Annotated in this window: 25 protein-coding genes, 1 other RNA gene and 1 pseudogene; 19 read left to right on the plus strand and 8 right to left on the minus strand. The window is 29.3% G+C overall.

Going from position 1 to position 23,594, the window contains the following annotated elements; translation table 11 throughout:
* The first annotated feature begins 12 nt into the window (after nt 1-12).
* On the plus strand, nt 13-726 hold the full coding sequence (locus IPK18_14035; protein ID QQR97918.1) for a DJ-1/PfpI family protein: 714 nt from the start codon (nt 13-15) through the stop codon (nt 724-726).
* Between the two features lie 9 nt (nt 727-735).
* Here the strand turns inward: IPK18_14035 and ssrA are convergent.
* From ssrA to IPK18_14050, 3 genes are all read right to left on the minus strand, one after another.
* Nucleotides 736-1,104: a transfer-messenger RNA gene (ssrA, locus tag IPK18_14040) on the minus strand.
* Between the two features lie 83 nt (nt 1,105-1,187).
* Nucleotides 1,188-2,390, minus strand: coding sequence for a pyridoxal phosphate-dependent aminotransferase (locus IPK18_14045; GenBank protein QQR97919.1), 1,203 nt, complete (start codon nt 2,388-2,390; stop codon nt 1,188-1,190).
* An 86-nt stretch (nt 2,391-2,476) separates the two neighbouring features.
* On the minus strand, nt 2,477-2,890 hold the full coding sequence (locus IPK18_14050; GenBank protein ID QQR97920.1) for a DUF1573 domain-containing protein: 414 nt from the start codon (nt 2,888-2,890) through the stop codon (nt 2,477-2,479).
* A 104-nt stretch (nt 2,891-2,994) separates the two neighbouring features.
* Here IPK18_14050 and IPK18_14055 point away from each other — a divergent pair, with 104 nt between their 5' ends.
* Nucleotides 2,995-5,289, plus strand: coding sequence for a transketolase (locus tag IPK18_14055; protein QQR97921.1), 2,295 nt, complete (start codon nt 2,995-2,997; stop codon nt 5,287-5,289).
* Between the two features lie 5 nt (nt 5,290-5,294).
* Here IPK18_14055 and IPK18_14060 read toward each other — a convergent pair whose 3' ends face one another.
* A complete protein-coding gene (locus tag IPK18_14060) occupies nt 5,295-5,948 on the minus strand; it encodes an outer membrane beta-barrel protein (GenBank protein ID QQR97922.1) in 654 nt (217 codons plus the stop codon).
* Between the two features lie 29 nt (nt 5,949-5,977).
* Nucleotides 5,978-6,699: pseudogene (gene ubiE, locus IPK18_14065) on the minus strand (bifunctional demethylmenaquinone methyltransferase/2-methoxy-6-polyprenyl-1,4-benzoquinol methylase UbiE).
* A 77-nt stretch (nt 6,700-6,776) separates the two neighbouring features.
* On the opposite strand from ubiE, the gene IPK18_14070 reads away from it, so the two are divergent.
* The 4 genes from IPK18_14070 (at nt 6,777) to IPK18_14085 (ending at nt 9,953) form a co-directional block, all read left to right on the plus strand.
* On the plus strand, nt 6,777-7,373 hold the full coding sequence (locus tag IPK18_14070; protein ID QQR97923.1) for a YihA family ribosome biogenesis GTP-binding protein: 597 nt from the start codon (nt 6,777-6,779) through the stop codon (nt 7,371-7,373).
* A 37-nt stretch (nt 7,374-7,410) separates the two neighbouring features.
* Nucleotides 7,411-8,352 (plus strand): hypothetical protein, encoded by a 942-nt coding sequence (locus tag IPK18_14075; protein QQR97924.1) that lies wholly within the window; start codon nt 7,411-7,413, stop codon nt 8,350-8,352.
* An 89-nt stretch (nt 8,353-8,441) separates the two neighbouring features.
* A complete protein-coding gene (locus IPK18_14080; protein QQR97925.1) occupies nt 8,442-8,693 on the plus strand; it encodes a type B 50S ribosomal protein L31 in 252 nt (83 codons plus the stop codon).
* 63 nt (nt 8,694-8,756) lie between these two features.
* Entirely contained in the window at nt 8,757-9,953 is a 1,197-nt protein-coding gene (locus IPK18_14085) for a glucose-1-phosphate thymidylyltransferase (protein ID QQR97926.1), read from the plus strand.
* Here IPK18_14085 and IPK18_14090 read toward each other — a convergent pair.
* Nucleotides 9,950-10,606, minus strand: coding sequence for a hypothetical protein (locus IPK18_14090; GenBank protein ID QQR97927.1), 657 nt, complete (start codon nt 10,604-10,606; stop codon nt 9,950-9,952). The two genes, IPK18_14085 and IPK18_14090, sit on opposite strands and share 4 nt — an antisense overlap.
* A 17-nt stretch (nt 10,607-10,623) precedes the next feature.
* A complete protein-coding gene (locus IPK18_14095) occupies nt 10,624-11,958 on the minus strand; it encodes a metallophosphoesterase (GenBank protein QQR97928.1) in 1,335 nt (444 codons plus the stop codon).
* A 103-nt stretch (nt 11,959-12,061) separates the two neighbouring features.
* Between IPK18_14095 and IPK18_14100 the strand changes: the two genes are divergently transcribed.
* The 13 genes from IPK18_14100 (at nt 12,062) to ffh (ending at nt 23,270) form a co-directional block, all read left to right on the plus strand.
* Nucleotides 12,062-12,766, plus strand: coding sequence for a MotA/TolQ/ExbB proton channel family protein (locus IPK18_14100; protein ID QQR97929.1), 705 nt, complete (start codon nt 12,062-12,064; stop codon nt 12,764-12,766).
* A 7-nt stretch (nt 12,767-12,773) separates the two neighbouring features.
* Nucleotides 12,774-13,166 carry a biopolymer transporter ExbD gene (locus IPK18_14105; protein ID QQR99364.1) on the plus strand — a complete coding sequence of 131 codons (393 nt, stop codon included), beginning with the start codon at nt 12,774-12,776 and terminating at the stop codon, nt 13,164-13,166.
* Between the two features lie 6 nt (nt 13,167-13,172).
* A complete protein-coding gene (locus tag IPK18_14110; protein QQR97930.1) occupies nt 13,173-13,574 on the plus strand; it encodes a DoxX family protein in 402 nt (133 codons plus the stop codon).
* A complete protein-coding gene (locus IPK18_14115) occupies nt 13,565-14,419 on the plus strand; it encodes an SDR family oxidoreductase (GenBank protein QQR97931.1) in 855 nt (284 codons plus the stop codon). The genes IPK18_14110 and IPK18_14115 overlap by 10 nt, the downstream gene beginning before the upstream one ends.
* Before the next feature lie 29 nt (nt 14,420-14,448).
* Nucleotides 14,449-15,315 (plus strand): hydroxymethylglutaryl-CoA lyase, encoded by an 867-nt coding sequence (locus IPK18_14120; GenBank protein QQR97932.1) that lies wholly within the window; start codon nt 14,449-14,451, stop codon nt 15,313-15,315.
* A gap of 84 nt (nt 15,316-15,399) precedes the next feature.
* Entirely contained in the window at nt 15,400-16,506 is a 1,107-nt protein-coding gene (locus IPK18_14125; GenBank protein QQR97933.1) for a hypothetical protein, read from the plus strand.
* A gap of 94 nt (nt 16,507-16,600) precedes the next feature.
* Nucleotides 16,601-17,296 (plus strand): c-type cytochrome, encoded by a 696-nt coding sequence (locus tag IPK18_14130; protein ID QQR97934.1) that lies wholly within the window; start codon nt 16,601-16,603, stop codon nt 17,294-17,296.
* 25 nt (nt 17,297-17,321) lie between these two features.
* A complete protein-coding gene (locus IPK18_14135) occupies nt 17,322-18,692 on the plus strand; it encodes a cbb3-type cytochrome c oxidase subunit I (GenBank protein ID QQR97935.1) in 1,371 nt (456 codons plus the stop codon).
* A gap of 50 nt (nt 18,693-18,742) precedes the next feature.
* The gene (locus IPK18_14140; protein ID QQR99365.1) at nt 18,743-19,516 is read left to right on the plus strand and encodes a CbbQ/NirQ/NorQ/GpvN family protein; all 774 of its coding nucleotides are present in this window, start codon (nt 18,743-18,745) and stop codon (nt 19,514-19,516) included.
* The gene (locus IPK18_14145) at nt 19,516-20,415 is read left to right on the plus strand and encodes a hypothetical protein (protein QQR97936.1); all 900 of its coding nucleotides are present in this window, start codon (nt 19,516-19,518) and stop codon (nt 20,413-20,415) included. The genes IPK18_14140 and IPK18_14145 overlap by 1 nt, the downstream gene beginning before the upstream one ends.
* 268 nt (nt 20,416-20,683) lie before the next feature.
* Nucleotides 20,684-21,280, plus strand: a complete 597-nt coding sequence (locus tag IPK18_14150) for a VWA domain-containing protein (GenBank protein ID QQR97937.1) — start codon at nt 20,684-20,686, stop codon at nt 21,278-21,280.
* A 67-nt stretch (nt 21,281-21,347) separates the two neighbouring features.
* Complete coding sequence (locus IPK18_14155; protein ID QQR97938.1) at nt 21,348-21,866, plus strand: GNAT family N-acetyltransferase; 519 nt, start codon at nt 21,348-21,350, stop codon at nt 21,864-21,866.
* 102 nt (nt 21,867-21,968) lie between these two features.
* Entirely contained in the window at nt 21,969-23,270 is a 1,302-nt protein-coding gene (ffh, locus tag IPK18_14160; protein ID QQR97939.1) for a signal recognition particle protein, read from the plus strand.
* Here ffh and IPK18_14165 read toward each other — a convergent pair.
* Nucleotides 23,267-23,593: a Rieske 2Fe-2S domain-containing protein gene (locus IPK18_14165; protein QQR97940.1), complete on the minus strand. Its 327-nt coding sequence runs from the start codon at nt 23,591-23,593 to the stop codon at nt 23,267-23,269. The two genes, ffh and IPK18_14165, sit on opposite strands and share 4 nt — an antisense overlap.
* Between the last annotated feature and the right edge of the window lies 1 nt (nt 23,594).

The raw sequence follows: 23,594 nt of genomic DNA on the forward strand, positions 1-23,594 counted from the left end.
AAACTTATATCAATGAAAAAAGTTATTATTCCAATTCCTCTAAAAGATTTTGATACAACAGAAGTTGCATTAACTTGGAAAATATTATCTAGTAATAATATACAATGTACTTTTGCAACAGAAAATGGACATGTTGGAGAAACAGATCCATTGCTTTTGACTGGCGTAATTTTTGGTCAATTAGGTGCAAAGAAAAATGCAATTGATGCTTATAATGAACTATTAAATACAACTGAGTTTAAAAATCCGATTACTTTCAAGGCAATAATTCCACAAGATTATGTTATGATATTTTTGCCTGGTGGACATGCAAAAGGTATGAGACCATATTTGGAAAGTAAAATATTACAAGCAATCATTGTTGATTTTTTCAAACTCAACAAACAAGTTGCATCTGTTTGTCATGGCTCATTATTATTAGCACGTTCAGTAAATTCTGAAACAGGTAAAAGCATAGTTTATGATTATAATTTCACAGGCTTACCAAAATCATTAGAAATGTTAGCTTATGGAATTACAAAATGGAAACTAGATGATTATTATAAAACATATGATGCATACTTACAAGACGAAGTAGAATCATTTTTAAAAGATAAAAGTCAATTCAAAACTGGCTTCAGTAGTTTTATACCATTTTGTGTGGAAGATAGAAATTTAACTTCTGCAAGATGGCCAAATGACATTGAGAAATTTGCAAATCTATTAGTAAAAAAACTAAACCAATAGAATTTAATTTTGTGGAGCTGCTGAGAATCGAACTCAGGTCCGGACAAGGCACCAATAAGCTTTCTACATGTGTAGTACAAACTTAATTTTCGACTATAAAAAGGTGTTTATACTTACCAATTTATAGCTTAGTTTCTATTATCTCATTTGTTTTAGAAACATCAACAAACTATCTTATTATAGTGATGCTCGAACGAAACGTAATAAGCAAACGTTTTGTTGAACACTAGCAAAGCTAATATCTAATATTAGGCAGCTAGAGCGAAAGATTCTTCGCCATATAAAAAAGTTGTATGCTTTATGTTTAACGAGTCAAAATTGCACAATACTCGACATGCTTACCTATTCGCACAATTGCCGTCAATACCGAACAGCCCCAATAAATCAAAGAACATTTTATTATTCCTTATAATATCATACAGCAAATACTGTACTAATTATTTGCAAAGTTACTATTTATTCTAGAATAATTGCTTATATTTTGTTAAGCCTTCTTTCAAACATGTACACGCCTTCTTTAAATCGTCCGTATTTAAAACATAAGCTATTCTTACTTCATTTTTTCCTTTTCCAGCAGTAGCATAAAATCCATTTCCTGGCGCCATCATCACTGTACTATTTTCCCATCTAAAATCACTCAACATCCATTTGCAAAAATGTTCTGCATCTTCTACAGGCAGTTGTACCATACAATAAAATGCACCTTTGGGCATATGGCATTTTACACCATCTATTGCATTTAAACCTTCAAAAATTACATCTCTTCTCTTTTTATATTCTGCATTTACTTCCGTAAAATAATTTTGTTCTACATCAAACAAAGAAACTGCAGCTATTTGTTCAATACTTGGTGGACTTAATCTTTGTTGTGCAAATTTCAATACAGTTTCTAATACCTCATGATTTTTAGTTGCTACCATACCAATTCTAGCACCACATGCACTAAATCTTTTAGAAATAGAATCTACTAATATTACATTTTGTTCAATTTCACTAAAATTAAACATACTAATATGTGCTTGGTCGGTATATACAAATTCTCTATATACTTCATCACTAATAATAAATATATCGTGCTTTTGAACTAAGTTCTTTAAGCGTTCAAGTTCTTCACATGTATATGTATATCCAGTCGGATTATTAGGATTGCAAATTAATATTGCTTTTGTCTTAGGTGTTATTACTTTTTCAAACTCATCAATTGTGGGCAAAGCAAATCCATTATCAAATGAAGTTGCGATAGGTACTACTTTAATATTTCCACTTTTAGAAAAACCAATATAGTTTGCATACAAAGGTTCTTGTATTATTACTTCTTCATCTTCATCTAGAATAGATAGTAATGTAAAAAACAATGCTTCAGATGCGCCAGTTGTAATTAGAATATCTTCTACACATAAACTATTCAAACCACATCTTTCTTGAAAATACTTTGCATAGGCAATGCGCAATGCTTCATATCCATTTGATGGGCTATATTCTAATACTTTTTTATCAATCTTTTTTACAGCATCCCAAAATTGTTTTGGAGTTTCAATATCAGGTTGCCCAATATTAAGATGATAAATATGCACACCACTTTTCTTTGCATTTTCTGCATATGGTGCAAGTTTGCGTATTGGCGACGAAGGCATTAATTGCCCTTTTGTAGAAATTGATGGCATATATATACAAAAATAAAAAAACTCCATACTAAAAAGTATGGAGCACGAATTTAAACTAAAACTTAATATTTTTTTATTGTATTGAACTATTTTCCAATCATGCTTGGACTTGAACCATCCACGCCATCTGTTTGTGGCACAGCATTACCAGATACATACAACACTACACTTTCGCCACTTTTAGTAACTACAGTAATTGCTTTTCTGAATGAACCTTCTCTAGCCATATTATATTGAGCTTTTATAGTACCAGTTTTTCCAGGCATTATTGGTTCTTTAGACCATTCTGGTGTAGTACATCCACATGATGCTTTTACACTTTCTAAAATTAATGGATCTGTTCCTGTATTTGTAAATAAGAATTCATGTGTAACAGGTTTTCCTTGTGGTGCATTTCCAAAATTATGCTCAACCTCATTAAATTTAATTTTTAAGTCAGTTTGTGCATTAGCAACAAACGCTGTGAAAACAAAAACCATTAAGTACATTAACTTTCTCATAAAATATTTTTTACTAATTACTACACAAATATCGTACCAAAAAAAAAGAAAATATCAAAACCATAGACCTTATCCATTTTTTGTATATTAGAGTTAATTTTCAGATGACAAATTTTAATAAAAATATTGAAAGCGAACTAACTACTTCATTGTCATATAGTAAATTTTCTTCTGATGTATTAGAAGACTATAGAATATGCTGTTTAAGCAGAGCAATGAGCTTAATGGGCAGAAAAGAAGTGCTTACGGGGAAAGCAAAATTTGGAATTTTTGGTGATGGAAAAGAATTACCACAAGACCCACACACGGCTGGAAGGCAAATGAACAACCATTTTGCCACAAGAAATTTGGAACCTAATGGAAATTGGAAAATATTAAAAAATAAAAAAAATACAGCCGCAGATAATTCACCAACAGCATCACAAATGCCACGTGCTTTAGGTTTGGCATTAGCATCTAAAAAATACAGACAACTCAATGAATCATTAAGAGATAATATTTTTAGTAATAATGGAAATGAAATTTGCTTTGCCACAATAGGTGATGCTTCAACATCTGAAGGTTTATTTTGGGAAACTATCAATGCTGCTGGAGTACAACAAGTACCATTAGTTGTATCTATTTGGGATGATGGTTATGGTATTTCTGTATCAAAGAAATACCAGACAACAAAAGAAAGTATTAGTGATATATTAAAAGGATTTGAATTAGAAAAAAACAAAAATGGTTTTCTTATACTCAAAGCAAAAGCACATGATTATTCAAATTTAGTTGCAACATATCTAAAAGCTAGTCAAGTAGCAAGAACTAAACACATTCCAGTAATTATACATATTGAAGAAGTAACTCAACCACAAGGGCACTCAACGAGTGGTTCACATGAAAGATATAAATCATCTGATAGATTAGAATGGGAGAAAGAATTTGATTGTATATCCAAATTTAAACAATGGATCATTCAATCTAAAATTGCAACAGAACAACACCTTGATAATATTGAAAAATCTGCACATGAATATGTGCTAGAACAAAAGAAAATTGCTTGGAAAAAATTCCATCAACCTATCATAAATGAAATAAATGAAGTAGTTGGAATTATTAAAAATATTGGCTTTGAACATTCAAATAAAAAAGAAAAACTAGATGAAATAATTGATGGACTAAAAACCACATTAGATCCTGTTCGTAAAGATATTTTTGAAACCATTGCTCAAGTTTTTATTTGCCTACAAGCACAAACATCAAATGCTGTACAAAGACTAACGCAGTGGTACAATGAACATTATCTAATAAATAATGAAAGGTACAGTTCTTATCAATTTACAAATTCAAATTTAGCACCACAAAAGAAAGATAAAGTAGATATTATCTATTCAAAAGATTCAAAAATACTTAGTGGTTTTCAAGTTTTGAATGCATGCTTCAAAGCAAATTTTGAAAGAGATGCAAGTATATTAGCATTTGGCGAAGATGTTGGAAAAATAGGTGATGTCAATCAGGCATTTGCAGGTTTGCAAAGTATTTTTGGTGAAGAAAGAATATATGATGTTGGCATCAGAGAAGCAACAATCATTGGCGAAGCTATTGGATTGGCCATGCGCGGATTTAGACCAATTGCAGAAATACAATACTTAGATTATTTACTGTATGGCTTGCAATCATTAGCAGATGATGTTGCATGTCTATCATATAGAACAAAAGGTGGACAGAAAGCACCAATAATTGTGCGCACACGTGGGCATCGTTTGGAAGGAATTTGGCACACAGGTTCTCCAATGCAAATGATTTTAGGAACATTGCGTGGCATGCATGTATGCGTACCTAGAAATATGACACAAGCTGCTGGATTTTACAATTTATTGCTAAGAAGTGATGAGCCAGCATTAGTAATAGAATGTTTGAATGGTTACAGACTAAAAGAAAAAATACCAGAAAATGCTAGCGATTTTACAGTACCATTAGGCGTACCCGAAATATTAATTACAGGAAATGACATCACCATTGTAAGTTATGGTTCATGTATTAGAATTGCACAAAAAGCAATTGAAACGCTAAATGAATTAGACATTTCAGTAGAATTAATTGATGTACAAACATTATTACCATTTGATATTTATGGCGTAATTGGTGAATCTATTAAGAAAACCAATAGAGTAATTTTCTTGGATGAAGATTATCCAGGTGGTGCTACAGCATATATGCTACAAGAAGTTTTGGAAAAGCAACAAATATTTAATTTCCTAGACAGTGCGCCAATAACCATTTCTGCAAAAAATCATAGAGTACCATTTGGCACCGATGGTGATTATTTTTGTAAGCCAAATGCTGAAGATATTATCAGAGCAGTTTGCAAAATAATGTATGAAGTAAATCCGAGTAAGTATCCAATTATTTTCTAAAATAATTATCCTTCAAAATTAATAGAGAATAAAAATGTTCTATTATACAATCTTTGTATAAAACTAGAATTTGAAAATCCATCTGATTTGATATGTGTATTTAAGAATGAATTTGCCATTTTAAATTCTGGACACAAAATAAATAATGGAAAATGTATTTCTAAACCAACACCATATGTCATTGACAAATCATTTGCTTTTTGTTGTGGTACAAATGTTTTTACACGTCCACTTAATTTTGAACCAATATCATAACTGTATTTCATACCAGCCACAACATAAATTTTAAAATCTTTAATTGGATCTGATTTGAATTTTATTTCTATTGGCATATCATATACAATAGTTGGAAGTTTTATTTGCTCAGTAGTATTATTGCTATATGTGAAATTCAAATTCTTATCATTAAACAAAAAAGTAGGTACAACTCTAAGTTCAAAGTTTTTATTTATATGATAGGCAAACAAACCACCAATTTCGTAGCCTAAAGTTAATTTAGATTTTATTGCTAATATGGTATCGCTTAATGCAAAAGTTTCACTATGTCTAATTCTATAATCTGACATGCCAACACCAAGATGAATGCCAAAATGATATTTTTTGCGTTGATATTTTAAATCATTTTCATAAACATTTTTCTGAGCTACTGCGGTACTCATACAGAAAAAAAACATTGTACAAACAATGATTATTTTTTGCCAATATATATGGTACTTATTCCAAATAGTAATGGTGTGCATGAGATGTCTTTAAAACCACATTTATTTAATATTTCTACAAATTTGTTGCCAGATGGAAATTTCTCTACAGATTCTGGTAGATATGAATAAGCTCTAGAATCTTTTGATACAATTTTACCAATAAATGGAAGAATATAGAAGAAGTATAGAAAATATAAATTTTTATAATAAAATTGGTTGGAATTGAAAATTCTAAAATAAAAACTTTTTTTTCAGCTTTCAATACTCTGTGCATTTCTGTTAATCCTATTTCTAAATTTTCAAAATTACGAACACCAAATGCTACACTTACTGCATCAAAAGTGTTGTCTTTAAAATTTAAATTTTCACTATCGCCTTCTTGCAATTCAATATTTTGTATGTTTAATTTTTTTATTTTTTCTCTACCTACTTCCAACATTTTGGTAGATATGTCTACACCTATAATTTTTTCAGCTGATGTTTTGCTTTCTGCAATTGCCAAATCTGCAGTGCCTGTAGCAACATCCAAAATTAAAGTTGGATTTTCTAACTGAATTAACTTTATTAGCTTTTTTCTCCAAAGCTTATCAATTCCTAAAGAAAAAAAGTGATTTAAGAAATCGTAAGTACCAGCAACATTATTAAACATTGTAGCAACTTGATCTTTTTTTGTATCATTAGAGTTGTAAGGTGTTATTGATTTGCTCATGAATGTGCACAAAAATACAAATAATATTACATTTGTGTTTTAATTCTTATTAATAAATCTAAATATAATCCTAGAATATGATACAAAGCGCAACATACATTGGCTCTTTCAATAAAGAAAGTGAATGCCCAAAAGCAGAAATACCAGAATTTGCATTTATTGGAAGAAGTAATGTTGGAAAATCATCATTGATTAATATGGTTACAAACATGAAAGGTTTGGCAAAAACATCACAAACACCTGGAAAAACACAAAAGATAAACATATTTTTGATCGACAAAGCTTGGCATCTTGTAGATTTACCTGGTTATGGTTATGCAAAAGTATCTAAAACAATGCGTTCTGATTTTGATAAAATGATTCGTCATTTTCTTACAAAACGAGAAACGCTATATGCTGTGTTTACACTAGTTGATGCATCAATTCCACCACAAAAATTAGATTTAGAATTTATTAGCTGGCTTGGCGAAAATAGAATTCCATTTATTATTGTATTTACAAAAATTGATAAGGCAAAGTCTATTGAAATTAATAAAAACATCCAGAAATTTAATGAGATAATGATGGAAAGCTGGAATGAATTGCCAATGGAATTTAAAACTTCATCAGAAAAATTTATTGGACAAAGAGAATTGTTTAAATTTATACAAGACACACTAAAACAAGAATCATAGATATAATTTTTTGTATATTTGTAAATAAAAGTAAGACATGCTAAAGAAACTATTATTCCCACTACTTGTTTGTTTTTTCTTCAATTTAAATGCACAAAATATTGATGGTTTGTGGCGTGGTACATTTGTTATGTATTTGCACAATACCTATGAAGTAGAAATGGATTTAAAAAGATTACCATCAAATGTATTTACAGCAAAACTTAGAATTACAAATGGCTATTACAAAGGCGAATACTCAGTAAGTGGAAATATATGTGGCAACAAAAGTTTAGAAATAACTGCTATTTTCTTACTTAAAGAAAATGGTGGCTCAAACTGGGTGGATTGCTTGAATGGCACTTTAGACTTGAGTGATAATGAAACTGTGCTATCTTTTGTTGATACTTGGAAAGAGCAATCAAAAGCTGATGATAATTTTACAAGTTGTAAGGTAAAGTTCTTTCAAAGTGATATGTTTCAATGCTTAAGGTCTGCATATTTGTATAAAGCAAATTATGAACAAATGGTAAATGCATTTGATAATTTATGGACAAAATATGAAAAACTTGAAAAAGAAAAATCTCCAAAAGTTGTAGAAACATATATTGTAGAAAAGAATGAAGAGAAGATGCCTGTTATTGAAAATGCAGATCCATTGAAAGAAAGGGAAGTAGTTGTAAAAAATGAAGTTTATGTATCTAGTAGAAATATAATTATTGAATATTGGGATAAGTACAATTTTGATTACGATTCAATTAGCTTATACCTAAATAACAAACCAGTTTTAGAAAATGCTTTACTAACCAAAACAAAACAAACAATTTCTATACAAGTTGAAAATGGAACAAACTATTTAGTATTACATGCATTAAATCTTGGAGTAGAGCCACCAAATACAGCATCAATTACCATAAAAGATGGAAAGAAAATACAAAATGTAATGTTGTATTCTGACTTAGCAAAAAGTGGTGCATTAAAAATAATACTCAAGGAATAGCTACACAACAATAAATTATTGTAAAAATACAAATATCGCTTTTCCATTTAGAAATAAATTCATATCTTTGCGTACCAAAATATACAAAAATGAAAAAAGACATACATCCACAAACTTATAGAACTGTAGTATTTAAAGATTTTTCGTGCGATTATACATTCTTAGGCAAATCATGTGCAGCTACAAAAGACACTTTTACATGGGAAGATGGTAATGAATATCCATTAGTGAAATTAGAGATTTCTAATATGTCGCATCCATACTATACTGGAAAAGCAAAATTCGTAGATACTGCTGGTCGTATCGACAAATTCAACAAAAAATACGCAAAGAAAAACTAGTATTTATTGTATTAAATTATACATAGCCTCTAATTTATTAGAGGCTTTTTTTATTTTTGTAATATGCATCATCAAAATATAGTCTTATTTGACACTTTTAATAATTGGCAAAATTTACTTCCACTCACAGCAACACGCGCTATTGCAGATATAAAAGTTGGCATATTGACCATTAAAGAAAAATGGCAAAAACTAATTTCTACAAATGATATTAGTATTTTATCTATAGATTATCTGGATGAAAAATACAAATACAAAGCTAATGCAAATGCTGCCATTTTTATCAATTCGAGCTTACTACCAAATATACAATTGTGGTCAGCCATTGAAAAGCTAAATTCTAATGAAGCATTGGTTGCAAACAATCAAATCATTGCATTTATTAATACTTCAGAAATAAACAACATAAATGATATAGAAAAACATGTAAATGAGTTTACTAAAATTATTTATTCAGAAAACACATGTTCTATAAATTATCCATGGAATATTTTTAAAAACAATGGGCAAGAAATTAGAAATGACATCAAATTGATGCAACTAAAACCAAATCCTGATGCATTATCTAAAACTAATATTTTATTAGGTAATGATGTGTATATTATGGAAAATGTAATATGTGAAGCATCAACATTAAATACAAAAGATGGACCAATATTTTTAGATAATCATTCGGAAATTATGGAAGGATGTACAATTAGAGCACCATTTGCACTTGGCGAACATAGTACACTAAAAATGCAAGCAAAAATTTATGGTGACACAAGTATTGGGCAACATTGTAAAATTGGTGGAGAAGTATCTAATAGTGTAATCTTTGGTTATTCCAACAAAGCACATGATGGTTTTCTGGGCAATGCAGTAATAGGTGAGTGGTGCAATCTTGGTGCAGACACCAACAATTCAAATCTTAAAAACAATTATAGTTCCATAAAAGTTTGGAATTATAGTAACGAAGACTACATCGAATCTAATCTTCAGTTTTCTGGATTGATTATGGGCGACCATGCGAAAGCGACTATCAACACACAATTTAATACAGGCACTGTAGTTGGTGTTTGCGCAAATATTTTTGATGCTGGCTTTTCAGCTAAATTTATTCCAGACTTTAGTTGGGGCAGAAATGCTACATTCTCATTAGGTACAGCATTTGAAGTTGCTCAAAGAGTAATGGAACGCAGAAGCATACAACTTACTGAAATTGATAAAAAGATACTTAGTGAAATATTCTATAGAACAGCAAAATTTAGAAAAAATTAAAATGGCAAACCTAAGTAAGAAAATAAATAAACACCTTTGAATGGTCTTTTTTCTCCAAATATAAATGTTTGTACACTTGCACCTAAAATAATTTTATTCTTCACAAAATTTTCTATACTAATTGCAATTGGTTGTGCATATTTGAATACTTTTTGCTCTCTAATTCTCACAGGAACTTTACTACCATCTAATGCTATTAAATCATCAGCTAATGTAAGTATTTGTTCATTTTTGATAGTAAAACCTGGACCAGTACTTATAAAAATTTTATTTGTTTTTTTACTAAAAACAGTAAATGATGCAGTGGCAGCAATAAAATGATTTTGTTGATTCAATTTAAAATCTTCATCTAAAAAAGAAGCTTTGTAATCTATATCTTTATTTTTATAATAATACATATAGTAATGCAAATTCACTGCAAACTTTTTGTTGATATGGTAAGATAATTCTGTACCCAAACCATTGCCTAATGATATTTTTTTATACCCAACTTCGTAATCACTTGTTTGTTTGAAATAGTTTAAACTATTGGCGGCTCCAGCTCTAAATGTAAATTTATATTCTTTTGTGGTTTCTGTTTTTGGTGCTTCTTCTTGTGCTATAATATTTTGTAATATAGAAAATAATACAATTAGTGTTAAGATTTTTTTCATTCTTTTATTTGTTATTTTTAGTGTTTAGTAAATTTGTGTGTATCAATTCTTTTTTCATTTTCTATAGACATAATATAATTACCTTTTTCAAGCATAGAAATATCTACAGTAATATTTTTTTGCAATCCAGATATTGTTTGTTGCAACATAGTTTTCCCATTAATATCAAGTATTTTATATTGTGCATTAAATATACCATTTTCCAATTGAATATTTATAAAATCAGTGCTTGGATTGGGATAAATATTATTTATTAATTTGAAATTATTTTGTTTGATGCTTGTTGTAATACTTTCTTCTAAATACACATCAACGAGCTGAATATAAGCGTCTTCAAAATCTTTGTTTGCAGGAATGACACGCAGTGGTGCAATATTATACCATTTATTCATAGTTTTTAGCGGAAAATTGTAATACATATGTATATGTCCAGAAAGCCATAAAGCTAAATGTTCACTGTGTGGCGCAAGCATTTTAGTTAATTTATCAAACTCATCATATTCAAAAACAAATCCTGAAAGCACAAACAATATATTATCTATTGGTGGATGATGTGATATAACACATATATTCTCATTTCCTTTTTTTGGATTGTTTGCCAATGATGCTTGCAGCCATCTAAATGTACCACCATCATAATCATATAATTGTGCTTCTGGTCCAATGCCTGGCTCTTCTTTTTTTACATGGTACCTTGGATTAAAATCTAATGCATAAAATAAAAAATCATCATACTCAAAATAAAAATTTTGGAAATAATGTGTTCTTTCTGTTTCTGGATTATACGTTTGGGTCAACCTTGTACCATCATCCCAATTAGAAAAAAACATTTTATTTCTTTCAAACACATCAGCAAAAATTACATTCATCAACGAATCAGCAGTTGCATAAGTTTCTTCTTCATTATATTTTACATATTGCCACACATCATGGTTTCCAATCATTGGCACATACGGAATTTCTAAAACACTCATTATTTGTTTAAATTTCATAAACTCTGAGTATTGAGCTTTGGCAGTTAAATCACCCGATACAATTACAAATTTTATATTTTTAGCTTCATGGTTTTCATTGAGCCATTTCACAGCATTTTGCAAAGCTACTGTTGGTTCGCTACTATCTATTTCAGGAAATGTATCATTTACATAACCATAAGTTCCATAATCGCGATATCCTTCTCCAATATGTACATCAGTAATTTGCGCAAAAGTAAATCTATAATTGGCATTTGAGTTTTGTTTATTAAGTTCTAGGACTGGCTTTGTATTTATAGTTTGTCCACTAACCTTATGGATAACAAATAAAAGCATCATAAATAATACAAACTTTATAAACTCTTTAGTTAGAACCATTACATCCATTGCAAAAAAATATGAACAAATATATAGTTAAATTTTCTAAAATGAGTATCAGATTATAGAATTCGTTTATTACATTTGTTAAAAATATTTTTTAATGAACATACTTAATTTTATTCTACAAGTTTCATCTATTATTTCAGATTCATCAACAGTAGGTAGTATTCCTGCAACACCACAAGAAAGCATATCAATTTTTGGATTGCTTACCAAAGGTGGAATTGTAATGATACCATTACTAATACTATCTGTTATTGCTATTGGTTTTATAATAGAACGATACCTATACATCAGCAAGCGATCTAAAATAGATAGTAATTTAGTAAATAATGTACTAGACAAACTTTATTCTGGAAATGTACAAAATGCTGAAACACTTTGTATTCAAAGCAATTCTGCAATAGGCGAAGTATTAAGAGCAGGAATTTCTCAATTAGGCAAACCAATTGACCATATTGAAAAAGCATTAGAAACACAATCTAATATAGAATTGATGGAAATGGAAAAACATACAGGCTATATTAGTTTAATTTCAGGTATAGCACTACGTTTAGGTTTCGTAGGTACAATATTAGGTGTAATCAAAATATTCTATAACATCTCATTATCATCAGATATTTCCATTGGTACTATTTCAAGTGGTTTATATGAAAAGATGATTACATCTGGAACTGGATTAATTATTGGTATTATCGCATTCATGGGCTACAATTTCTTGTATACCAAAATAGATAGCTACAGTTTAAAATTACAGAAAGCTGTGTTTGAATTTACAAAAGGCATTAAAAAACCAAATAAATAATCATACTATGCAATTAAAAAGACGAAGAGCATTCCATGATGAAGACGCCATGTCTGCCATGAATGACATCATGTTTTTTTTGATGTTATTTTTCTTGATTATTTCTACAATGGCTAATCAAAACATCATTAAGTTGTTATTGCCAAAAGCAGAAACTACTGAACAATTAGCAAAGCAACCAATTACACTTTCTGTAACAGATGAATTAAAATACTACATCAACAATACAGAAGTATCTATAATGGATTTAGAGTCTGCACTTCACAGTTCTGTTGAAAACAATGCAGACAATACAGTAGTACTTAGAGTAGCTAAAAATCTATCCGTACAAGATTTGGTAGATGTGATGCAAATAGGTGCTAGACTAAAATTAAAAATGGTGCTCAGCACAGATAAATAATACAATATGAAAAAAAATACAGACTTAGCTTTGCTTATTATTAGACTTACAGTAAGTTTATTAATGCTAACACATGGAATAGCAAAATTGCAACATGGTGTAGATATGATAGGACAAATGCTTACAAGCAAAGGCTTACCAAGTTTTATAGCATATGGTGTAATTGTAGGTGAAGTACTTGCACCAATCTTAATCATTGTTGGCTTTAGAACAAGAATTGCAGCAGGCATATTGTTATTCAATATGATTGTTGCCATAGCAATGGCGCATAGTGGCGATTTATTCAAATTCACAGAACATGGCTCATTAGCATTAGAAATACATTGGTTCTATGTATTTTCTAGCTTAGCATTAATGATTTCTGGTGCAGGCAAATATGCATTATCTACAAGAAACAAATGGGATTAGAACAAAAAATTTGCATAATAACTGGTGCAACTGATGGAATTGGTAAGGAAACTGCTTGCCAATTAGCAAAATTAAATTATGATATATACATTATTGCTAGAAATGAACAAAAATGTATAACCACTATTGGTGAATTAAAATCAATCAACAACAAAAATAAATACGGATATTTTATTGCAGATTTTGAGCATTTAGATGAAGTAAAGAATGTTGCATTAAAAATAAAAAATGAATTACCAATCATAGATGTTTTAATAAATAATGCTGGTGCTGTTTTTGCAAAAAGAGAATTGACTAAAGATGGATTTGAAAAAACTTTTGTTGTCAATCATTTAGCACCATTCTTACTAACTAATATTTTAATAGAAAACATTAAACAAGCTAAACAAGGAAGAATTGTAAATGTAGCATCTGATTCACATTATCCTGGAAAATTAGATTTTGATGATTTACATTACAATAAAAATTATTTTATTTTAAAAGCCTACGAACGTTCAAAATTAGCCAATGTATTATTTAGTAATTATTTGGCGAAAGAACTATCTACAACAAATGTAACAGTAAATAGTTTGCATCCAGGTAGAGTAAAGTCAGATATTGGAAGCAAAAACACCAACAACTTTTTTTCATTTGCATGGAAAGTTATTGATACACTTACTGGAATTCCAACTGCTGATGGCGCAAAAACATCAGTATTTTTAGCAAGTTCAGCTGCTGTAGAAAATATTTCTGGAAAATATTTTGACAAATGTGTTGCCAAGAAACCATCTTCATTAGCTCAAAATGAAGCACTTGCAGAAAAACTTTGGAATATAAGTAAGCAAATGCTTGTTGCTTATCTTTAGTTAATATCTTTTTTCTTATTTTTACACAAATGAACGAAGTAGCACACATTATAGAATGTCCAAGAGATGCCATGCAAGGTATCAAAACATTTATTCCTACAACTAAAAAAATAGAATACTTAAATGCATTACTTAAAGTTGGACTCCATACTTTAGATTGTGGTAGTTTTGTATCCAACAAATCTATACCACAAATGGCAGATACATTTGCTGTTATTCCACAATTAGATTTATCTGACACCAATACCAGACTTTCAGTAATTATTGGCAATACACGTGGTGCTGAAGAAGCTTGCCAATTTGATGAAATTACATATTTAGGTTACCCATTTTCAATATCTGAAACATTTCAATTAAGAAATACAAATTGTACTTTAGAAGAATCATTACAAAGAGTTGAAGAAATAAAAAATATTTCAGATTGCTATGGAAAAAAATTTGTCGCCTATATTTCAATGGCTTTTGGCAATCCATACAATGATTTGTATGATGTTGCGCTTGTAGAACATTGGATTGAAAGATTATTAGAATTAGATATTACAAGATTCTCAATTTCAGATACAATTGGTGTAGCAAAACCTGAAATTATAACAGAACTATTTTCCATCTTAAAAAATGATTTTCCAGAAATTGGTTTTGGCGCACATTTTCATACAACAAAAGACACTTGGCGAGAAAAAGTGGATGCAGCTTGGGACGCAGGTTGCAATAGATTTGATGGCGCAATCAATGGTTTTGGTGGTTGCCCAATGGCAAAAGATGATTTGACTGGAAATATGCCAACAGAAAATCTACTAGCCTATTTTAATGAAAAACATGTAGAGTTAAACTTGAATTTTGATGCATTTGACGAAGCAAAAATAATTGCCAATCAACTATTTACTACTTATAAATAAGTAAATTCTATTACTTTAAAAAAGTTGTCAGAATTATATTAAAAAAGGATACTTTTGTCTCTTAATTTTTTATAAAATAGAGAAATGAACTACAATTTATTATTAAAAGTATCTATAATAAATTTCATTATACTATCTATTCTTGGTGTTTTGCTAAGATTTATTGTTATCTACCCAATTTCATTTATCACTTATAAGAATTTAAAACAAGCACATTCTCATTTAGTATTTAATGCAGTAATTACTCTATTTGGCACTATTTTATTAATTAAAAAATTTGAAATAGAATATTTATATCAAACAAAATTCAAATATTCAATTGTCGTTTTAATATTTACAGCATATGGAATGTTATTTGCATTTTCGTATCAAGGATATAAATTAGTTAGTATAATTTTTCACAAACAACATACAATAATTCTATTAGCTTATAAGTTATTGTTATTCTTCTTGGTAGTTTCAAGTATTGCACCATTTTGTTTAGGTTATTTAATGAAAAGTAATCTTGCATATTCACCAATATATTACAATACAGTTTACTTTTACTTGCATTTTCAGTACAATGGTTTCTTTATTTTCATCATTATTCTATTGGTTTTATTGAACTTAAAAAAAGATAAAGACACGAATAAAATTAAGCTATTTTTGTATACATATGCATCTTCTGTAATTCTAACTTATACTATTTCATTATTATGGCATAATGCAAATCCAATAAAATACACCATATCATTTATTGGTTCTGCACTTCAATGTATATCTATTTATTTTCTATTCCAAACATCAAAGTTTAGTTTTGCGAATACATATAAAAACAAAAATTATTTATTACTATTTATAACTTTATGTTATATTGCAAAATTAGTAATGCAATTAATAATAAGCATTCCACTTTTTTCACATAGTTTTATTACAAACAGAAATATTATTATTGCATTCTTACATTTAACTTTAATTGGTGTGGTATGGCTTAGTTTTTACTATAATGCTACCAAACATATAAAACAATGGAATTATCACATCTTTGTCTTTTGTATTATATTTATCACTACTGAAGTTTTATTATTTATTAGTTCAATTTTACCAATACAAAACATTGCAAACTATCTATTTTACACAAGTATTTTTTTCCCAATTAGTTTAGTTGGCATTTATAAACACTCTACAAAAAATGCATTAGACAAAATATAGTTGAAATATGACATATATCATATTTCAAATAAAAATATTTTTTCAATTTTGTATAGGATAATCGTATCTTTTAATCTTATAAATTATAAATAATATGTTAACTAAATCACAAGCACGACTGTTCTTTATTCTAGGTACAGTTCTGTTTTCAGGTGTATTTTTATTTCTCACAGTAGATTCAATAAAAAAAGTACCAGAGCAAACAAATCAGGAAAAATTATCTGAAGAAGTAAATAATGGAAAGATATTATGGGAAAAGAATAATTGCATGGGATGCCATACCATACTAGGTGAAGGTGCTTACTATGCACCAGAGCTTACAAGAACCGTAGAACGAAGAGGAAAAGAATGGTTAAAAATTTTCTTAAAAGATCCACAAGCAATGTACCCAAATGAAAGAAAAATGGTACAATATAATTTTACAGATAAAGAAATTGATGATATCGTTGCATTTTTAGATTGGATAGGAAAAATTGACTTAAACGGATTTCCTGCAAAACCAGATTTACAAACAAGTAGTACAACAACAAGTTCAAGTTCGAGTACAGTTTCTACAACAGCCCAACCAGAGAAATTCAAACAATTATGCTCTGCTTGTCATTCAATTGGTGGTGTTGGCGGAAAAGTTGGACCAGCTTTAGATGGTGTGGGCAGTAGATTAGACGAAACATATATGCATAATTGGATTAAAGATCCACAAGCAGTAAAACCAGGTACAGCAATGCCTAAGCTACCTTTGTCAGATGAAGAAATAAATGAATTAGTTAGCTTCTTGATTACACTAAAATAAATATTTAACCTATAAATTAATACTTATGAGATATAAATCACAAAAATTAGCATATTGGTATTTTGCAACTTGCATATTATTGCTAAGTCTACAAATTATCTATGGATTTATAATGGGCTTTGCACATGTAGGCTTAGATGTTTTACATGATTTAATACCATTCAATACAGCACGTGCAACACACACAAATTTACTTGTAGTTTGGCTTCTTACAGGGTTTATGGGTGCTGCACATTTCATTATACCAGATGAAGCAGATAGAGAAATTTATTCAGAAAAATTAGCTATTGTACAACTAGTATCATTAATCATAGTTGGTGTTGTAGCAATTATCGGATTTCATCTGAATTGGTGGGAAGGTAGAAAATTCTTAGAAATACCAAGACCATTAGATTACTTAGTAGTTGTAAACGTATTAATGTTTCTTTTTAATATTTGTATGACAGCATTAAAAGGAAAACGTTTTACAACTACTGGTATTGTTTTGATACTAGGTTTATTATCTGCAGCTCTACTATACTTACCAGGAATGATATATTTTGAAAATCAAACTATGGATTCATATTTTAGATGGTGGGTAGTTCATTTATGGGTAGAAGGTGTATGGGAATTAATAATGGGTGCTATACTTGCATTTTTATTAATAAAATTAACAGGAGTTGATAGAGAAGTAATTGAGAAATGGCTTTACATTATTGTAGGACTAACATTCATATCTGGTATTTTAGGAACAGGACACCATTATTACTACATAGGAGTACCGAAATATTGGTTAATGGTAGGCGGAATATTTTCAGCATTAGAACCATTAGCATTTTTAGGTATGGCATTATTTGCAGTAAATATGTATAGAAAGAGTGGAAGGTCACATCCAAATAAAATTGCATTACTTTGGACAATTGGTTGTGCTATAATGTCATTTGTAGGTGCAGGATTTTTAGGATTTGCTCATACATTACCTAGTGTAAATATGTACACACATGGAACTCTTGTAACAGCAATGCATGGACATTTAGCATTTTGGGGCGCATATGCCATGATTGTTTTTGCAATTATCACCTATTCTTTACCACTACTTACTGGAAGAAAAATTTATAATAATCTAAGTGGGTTATTAGCATTTTGGATATCAAATATAGGCATGTTGGGCATGACAGGTGCATTTGCAGTAGCTGGTATCACTCAAGTATATTTAGAAAGGAAAATGGGTATGGACTTTTTAAAAGTACAACATGAAGTTGAAGTTCATTTTTGGGGATTAATATTAGCTGCATCATTATTCACAGTAGGTATTATTTTATTTATATATAATTTCATTAAATATGGTACACCAAATAATGAAGCAATTTTAGATCCACATTTATCTGATGAAGAAATAGTATCAAAAATGGCTTAAACATATCATTATCTAATCTTAACATATCAAACTCAATGACAGTTGCCACAATGCAAAAAATATATTATAGACCAATCAATAAAGAGTGTGATATATTTGAACATACATTCAAGCAAAAACTACCACTACTCTTAAAAGGACCTACTGGCTGTGGTAAGACTAGATTTGTAGAATATATGGCTCAACAATTGAATCAAGAATTGATAACAGTTGCATGTAATGAAGACACATCAGCAGTAGATTTAATTGGTAGGTTTTTAGTAAAAGGATTAGAAACAGTTTGGCAAGATGGTCCAATCACTAAAGCAATAAGAAAAGGTGCAATTGTATATTTGGATGAAATTGCAGAAGCACGACCAGATGTATTAGTTGCTATTCATTCATTAACAGATCATAGACGAGCATTATATATAGATAAACTTGATATAGAACTACATGCACCAGAAAATTTTATGTTGGTCGCATCTTATAATCCTGGATATCAACGTGGGTTTAAAGATTTAAAACCATCAACGAAACAAAGATTTGTTGCTATGCAATTTAGTTATCCTAAACCAAATGTAGAAGCTGAAATCATTTGTAATGAAAGTAACATAGACAAATCAACAGCAGAGAAATTAGTTAAGTTAGGGAATAAAATAAGGAATTTAGTTGATAGTGGATTGGCTGAACCTGCATCTACACGATTGTTGGTAGATGCAGCTAAGCTTATAGTTTCTGGCATACCTTCACGCTTGGCATGTGAAGTGGGTATCGTTCATCCACTTACTGATGACATTGATATTATTAATGCACTTAATGATTTAGTTTCAATGTCTATATAATGGAATTTGATCAAATCATATTTAAAAAAATTCTTCAATTTACTAAAGCACTCAAAAAAAACAATGCACCTGAAAATGAAGAACACACAATATATCTTTCCGATATAAAAAACAAACTTACCATTATTGCAAGATTGCTGAGTGGTGTAGCTATTGAAATATTTCCAGCAGAAAAATATAGTAGTTTAAAAAACAACATCTATTTCCTTCCAGAAAAATATAATAGATTTAACTCAAAGGAAAAAAACTATTTTTTTTATATCTTTAGAATATTCTATTTGTATGCGCAACAAAAACTAGACATCTATATATCAAACATTGAAGCACAAAATATAGAAATTGCACTTCAAAAATCAGTAGAAAATTCGCCAAAAATTTTAGCTGAATTAAATTCAGAATTTCCAATATTAATGCATCAATTTAATGAAATATATAATACAGAATTTATATCAGAAATTGATAAGAATGAATTTCAATACGAATGGTTTGGAAAACTATCAATTGATGAAAATAAGAATAACAATAACGAGCATGTAGATAAAAAAGTGAACCAATGGGAACAACTCAATGAATTAAACAAAAAATCTGTTGAGCTTAATTCTAAAGCAAAAGAAAATATAGAAATACTTGAAGTAGACAAAGAGAAACAAGAACAATACACATTAACACATAACTTTGAAAAAGTTGAAACAATTGACGATTTCAACGGAAGCTGGAGAGACTTTGATGATGATCAAGATTTAGAAGAAAATAGTGAAGCATTAGAAGAATTAGATATGAATCAAATGGTGCGTGTAGATTCACCATCACATTCTGTGTATCATGCTGAGTTTTTTAATTCTAAAGGAATAAAAGAAAGTAAAGCTAAAATCTCTGAGGTTTGCGACAAAATTTGTTGATGAATGGGATTATCAACAAAAAAAATATAAAAAGAATTTTTGCCAAATCTATGAGTCACAACTTAGTGAAACATCAATAGCATATACACAGAAAACATTTGAGGAACAGAATATCGTATTAAGACAACTTGAAAAAAAACTAAACAATTTTTTCAACGAATATCAAAAAATAAAAAAGCAACCAGAAGGAGAAGAAATAGACTTAGAAGCAATAACTGAAAGATTTACAGATATTCAAGCAGGAATAACACCCAAAGACAATATTTTCTTGTCTAAAAGAAAAAATATCAAAGACATAGCAATATTAATTATTACAGATATCAGTTTATCTACAGATGGATATGTAAATGACCATAGAATTATTGACACAGAAAAACAATCATTATTACTTTTTGGCGAAATCTTACATAAATACAACACACAATTTCAAATTGATGTATTTTCTAGCAAAACAAGAAATCATTGCGACTATCATACAATAAAAAAATTTAATGATGATTGGGATAAACAAAAACACCATATTGGAGCAATTCAACCAAAAGGCTATACAAGAATTGGCGCAGCAATACGAAACGCACATGAACAGCTAAAAAATATTAATACAAAAAAGAAATGGCTTTTATTATTAACTGATGGAAAACCAAATGACTACGATAGATACGAAGGGAAATATGGTATAGAAGATATAAAACATGCCATAAAAGAAGTACGAAACAACGATATTCATGTATCAGCATTGGCAATTGACAGTAATGCTAAATTTTATTTACCACAAATGTTAGGCAAAGGCGCATTTCAGATTATACACAAACCAAGTTTTTTACCAGAAGCTTTAACAAATATGTATTTAAAACTCATTGAATAGTTATATTATTTTGATTAATTGAATTATTGTATCTTTAGTAATAATTTTAATCAAATAATACAATTATATGGATGAAATTAAAATTACTAAAGCAACAGTAAATGAATTAATGCTTTTACAAAGTATAGCGAAACAAACCTTCTACGAAACATTTGCATCATATAATTCAGAAGAAAATATGTCAAAATACTTAGCAGAGAATTTTGCAGAAGATAAAATATTATTAGAAATAAATAATACTAATAGTGAGTTCTATTTTGCAATATATCAACACAAAGAAATTGGATATTTAAAAATAAATTTTGGAATAGCACAGACAGAAAAAACAACAAACAATTCACTTGAAATAGAAAGAATATATGTATTGAAAGAATTCCATGGGAGAAATGTTGGTCAATTACTATATGAGAAAGCAATAAAAATTGCCAAAGCTAGAAAAGTAAATTATGTTTGGTTGGGTGTTTGGGAAAATAACAAAAGAGCGATTAATTTTTATAAGAAAAATAATTTTATTGAGTTTGATAAACACATTTTCAAACTAGGAGATGAGTTACAAACAGACATAATGATGAAACTTGAAATCTAAACATTACAAATAGTTTATCAATAGTACATTATCAAAAAAAACAATCATTTTTTTGGTCTTGAATATTTTGTATATTTGCTAAAATTTTTGAAAAGATAATTTATGTTTGAGAATTTACAAGACAAATTAGACGTAGCGTTTAAAAACCTAAAAGGACAAGGCAAAATCACTGACCTTAATATTGCCACAACTGTAAAAGAAATCAGAAGAGCATTGGTAGATGCTGACGTTAATTATAAAATTGCCAAAGATTTTACAGATGTCATCAAAGACAAAGCACTTGGACAAAATGTTTTAACTGCAGTTTCGCCAGGACAATTAATGGTAAAAATTGTAAATGACGAACTAACAACTTTAATGGGCGGTTCTGTTGTAGAATTGAATGTAAAAAACAATCCGACAGTAATTTTAATCGCTGGACTTCAAGGTTCTGGTAAAACAACATTTTCAGGAAAATTATCATATTATCTAAAAAACAAACTAAACAAATCTCCATTATTAGTTGCTTGTGACGTGTACAGACCAGCAGCTATTGAACAATTAAAAGTTTTAGGAGAACAAAATAAAGTAGAAGTTTACGCTGAAATAGAGAATAAAAATCCAGTTGAAATAGCACAAAATGCCATTCAATATGCTAAACAAAAAGGTTACAATGTAATAATAGTAGATACAGCAGGACGTTTAGCAGTTGATGAGCAAATGATGGATGAAATTGCAAATGTAAAACAAGCCATTCAACCACAAGAAACACTGTTTGTTGTAGATTCTATGACTGGACAAGATGCAGTAAATACAGCAAAAGCATTCAACGATAAAATTAATTTTGATGGTGTAGTTTTAACCAAATTAGATGGTGATACACGTGGTGGTGCTGCACTTTCTATTAAATATACAGTAAACAAACCTATAAAATTTGTGAGCCGTGGCGAGAAAATGGATACACTTGATGTATTCTATCCAGATAGAATGGCGAACAGAATCTTAGGTATGGGCGATATCGTATCGTTTGTAGAAAAAGCTCAAGAACAATTTGACGAAAAAGAAGCTCAACTTTTAAATAAAAAAATTGCCAAAAACCAATTTGATTTTAATGATTTCTTACAGCAAATCAATCAAATCAGAAAAATGGGTAACCTAAAAGATTTAATGGCAATGATTCCTGGTGTTGGAAAAGCAATAAAAGATATAGATATTGATGACAATGCTTTCAAAAAAATTGAAGCAATGATATTTTCTATGACACCAGAAGAAAGAACAAATCCAGATGTATTAAATGGTAAGAGGAGAGAACGAATAGCAAAAGGAAGTGGTAGTTCAATACAAGATGTAAATAATTTTGTAAAACAATTTGACCAAATGAAAACTATGATGAAGAAATTTCAAGGCATGGGCATGAAACGCTAATTTTTTCTTCTCAGAAAATAAATTCCTTCTTCAAACTTAAATTCATAGCAAATTAATTTGTAGTTGTTGCCATCAGTGCTTCTACCATTTTTAATTTGAAATTTATAACCATGCAATGGACAACTTATAACATCCAATTTATTACAATGTCCATGATGTAACTGCGCACCAGCGTGTGGGCAACTATTGTTCACACCAAAAATTCCTTCATCTGTTTTTACAACACAAATATCTTTGCCTTGTTCAAATATTTTAATAGGCTTGCGTAATATTGCCTCATTAATTTTCGCCTGATTCTCAATCGAAATTTCTATCCAATTCATA

This window comes from Sphingobacteriales bacterium, from assembly GCA_016699615.1.
Classification (GTDB): Bacteria; Bacteroidota; Bacteroidia; order Chitinophagales; family JADIYW01; genus JADJSS01.

What these genes read in the sequence shown, in the direction of transcription:
- IPK18_14035 (QQR97918.1), top strand. Translation starts at nt 13, where the DNA reads ATGAAAAAAGTTATTATTCCAATTCCTCTAAAAGATTTTGATACAACA.
- IPK18_14045 (QQR97919.1), bottom strand. Translation starts at nt 2,390, where the DNA reads ATGCCATCAATTTCTACAAAAGGGCAATTAATGCCTTCGTCGCCAATA.
- IPK18_14050 (QQR97920.1), bottom strand. Translation starts at nt 2,890, where the DNA reads ATGAGAAAGTTAATGTACTTAATGGTTTTTGTTTTCACAGCGTTTGTT.
- IPK18_14055 (QQR97921.1), top strand. Translation starts at nt 2,995, where the DNA reads ATGACAAATTTTAATAAAAATATTGAAAGCGAACTAACTACTTCATTG.
- IPK18_14060 (QQR97922.1), bottom strand. Translation starts at nt 5,948, where the DNA reads ATGAGTACCGCAGTAGCTCAGAAAAATGTTTATGAAAATGATTTAAAA.
- IPK18_14070 (QQR97923.1), top strand. Translation starts at nt 6,777, where the DNA reads ATGATACAAAGCGCAACATACATTGGCTCTTTCAATAAAGAAAGTGAA.
- IPK18_14075 (QQR97924.1), top strand. Translation starts at nt 7,411, where the DNA reads ATGCTAAAGAAACTATTATTCCCACTACTTGTTTGTTTTTTCTTCAAT.
- IPK18_14080 (QQR97925.1), top strand. Translation starts at nt 8,442, where the DNA reads ATGAAAAAAGACATACATCCACAAACTTATAGAACTGTAGTATTTAAA.
- IPK18_14085 (QQR97926.1), top strand. Translation starts at nt 8,757, where the DNA reads ATGCATCATCAAAATATAGTCTTATTTGACACTTTTAATAATTGGCAA.
- IPK18_14090 (QQR97927.1), bottom strand. Translation starts at nt 10,606, where the DNA reads ATGAAAAAAATCTTAACACTAATTGTATTATTTTCTATATTACAAAAT.
- IPK18_14095 (QQR97928.1), bottom strand. Translation starts at nt 11,958, where the DNA reads ATGGTTCTAACTAAAGAGTTTATAAAGTTTGTATTATTTATGATGCTT.
- IPK18_14100 (QQR97929.1), top strand. Translation starts at nt 12,062, where the DNA reads ATGAACATACTTAATTTTATTCTACAAGTTTCATCTATTATTTCAGAT.
- IPK18_14105 (QQR99364.1), top strand. Translation starts at nt 12,774, where the DNA reads ATGCAATTAAAAAGACGAAGAGCATTCCATGATGAAGACGCCATGTCT.
- IPK18_14110 (QQR97930.1), top strand. Translation starts at nt 13,173, where the DNA reads ATGAAAAAAAATACAGACTTAGCTTTGCTTATTATTAGACTTACAGTA.
- IPK18_14115 (QQR97931.1), top strand. Translation starts at nt 13,565, where the DNA reads ATGGGATTAGAACAAAAAATTTGCATAATAACTGGTGCAACTGATGGA.
- IPK18_14120 (QQR97932.1), top strand. Translation starts at nt 14,449, where the DNA reads ATGAACGAAGTAGCACACATTATAGAATGTCCAAGAGATGCCATGCAA.
- IPK18_14125 (QQR97933.1), top strand. Translation starts at nt 15,400, where the DNA reads ATGAACTACAATTTATTATTAAAAGTATCTATAATAAATTTCATTATA.
- IPK18_14130 (QQR97934.1), top strand. Translation starts at nt 16,601, where the DNA reads ATGTTAACTAAATCACAAGCACGACTGTTCTTTATTCTAGGTACAGTT.
- IPK18_14135 (QQR97935.1), top strand. Translation starts at nt 17,322, where the DNA reads ATGAGATATAAATCACAAAAATTAGCATATTGGTATTTTGCAACTTGC.
- IPK18_14140 (QQR99365.1), top strand. Translation starts at nt 18,743, where the DNA reads ATGCAAAAAATATATTATAGACCAATCAATAAAGAGTGTGATATATTT.
- IPK18_14145 (QQR97936.1), top strand. Translation starts at nt 19,516, where the DNA reads ATGGAATTTGATCAAATCATATTTAAAAAAATTCTTCAATTTACTAAA.
- IPK18_14155 (QQR97938.1), top strand. Translation starts at nt 21,348, where the DNA reads ATGGATGAAATTAAAATTACTAAAGCAACAGTAAATGAATTAATGCTT.
- ffh (QQR97939.1), top strand. Translation starts at nt 21,969, where the DNA reads ATGTTTGAGAATTTACAAGACAAATTAGACGTAGCGTTTAAAAACCTA.
- IPK18_14165 (QQR97940.1), bottom strand. Translation starts at nt 23,593, where the DNA reads ATGAATTGGATAGAAATTTCGATTGAGAATCAGGCGAAAATTAATGAG.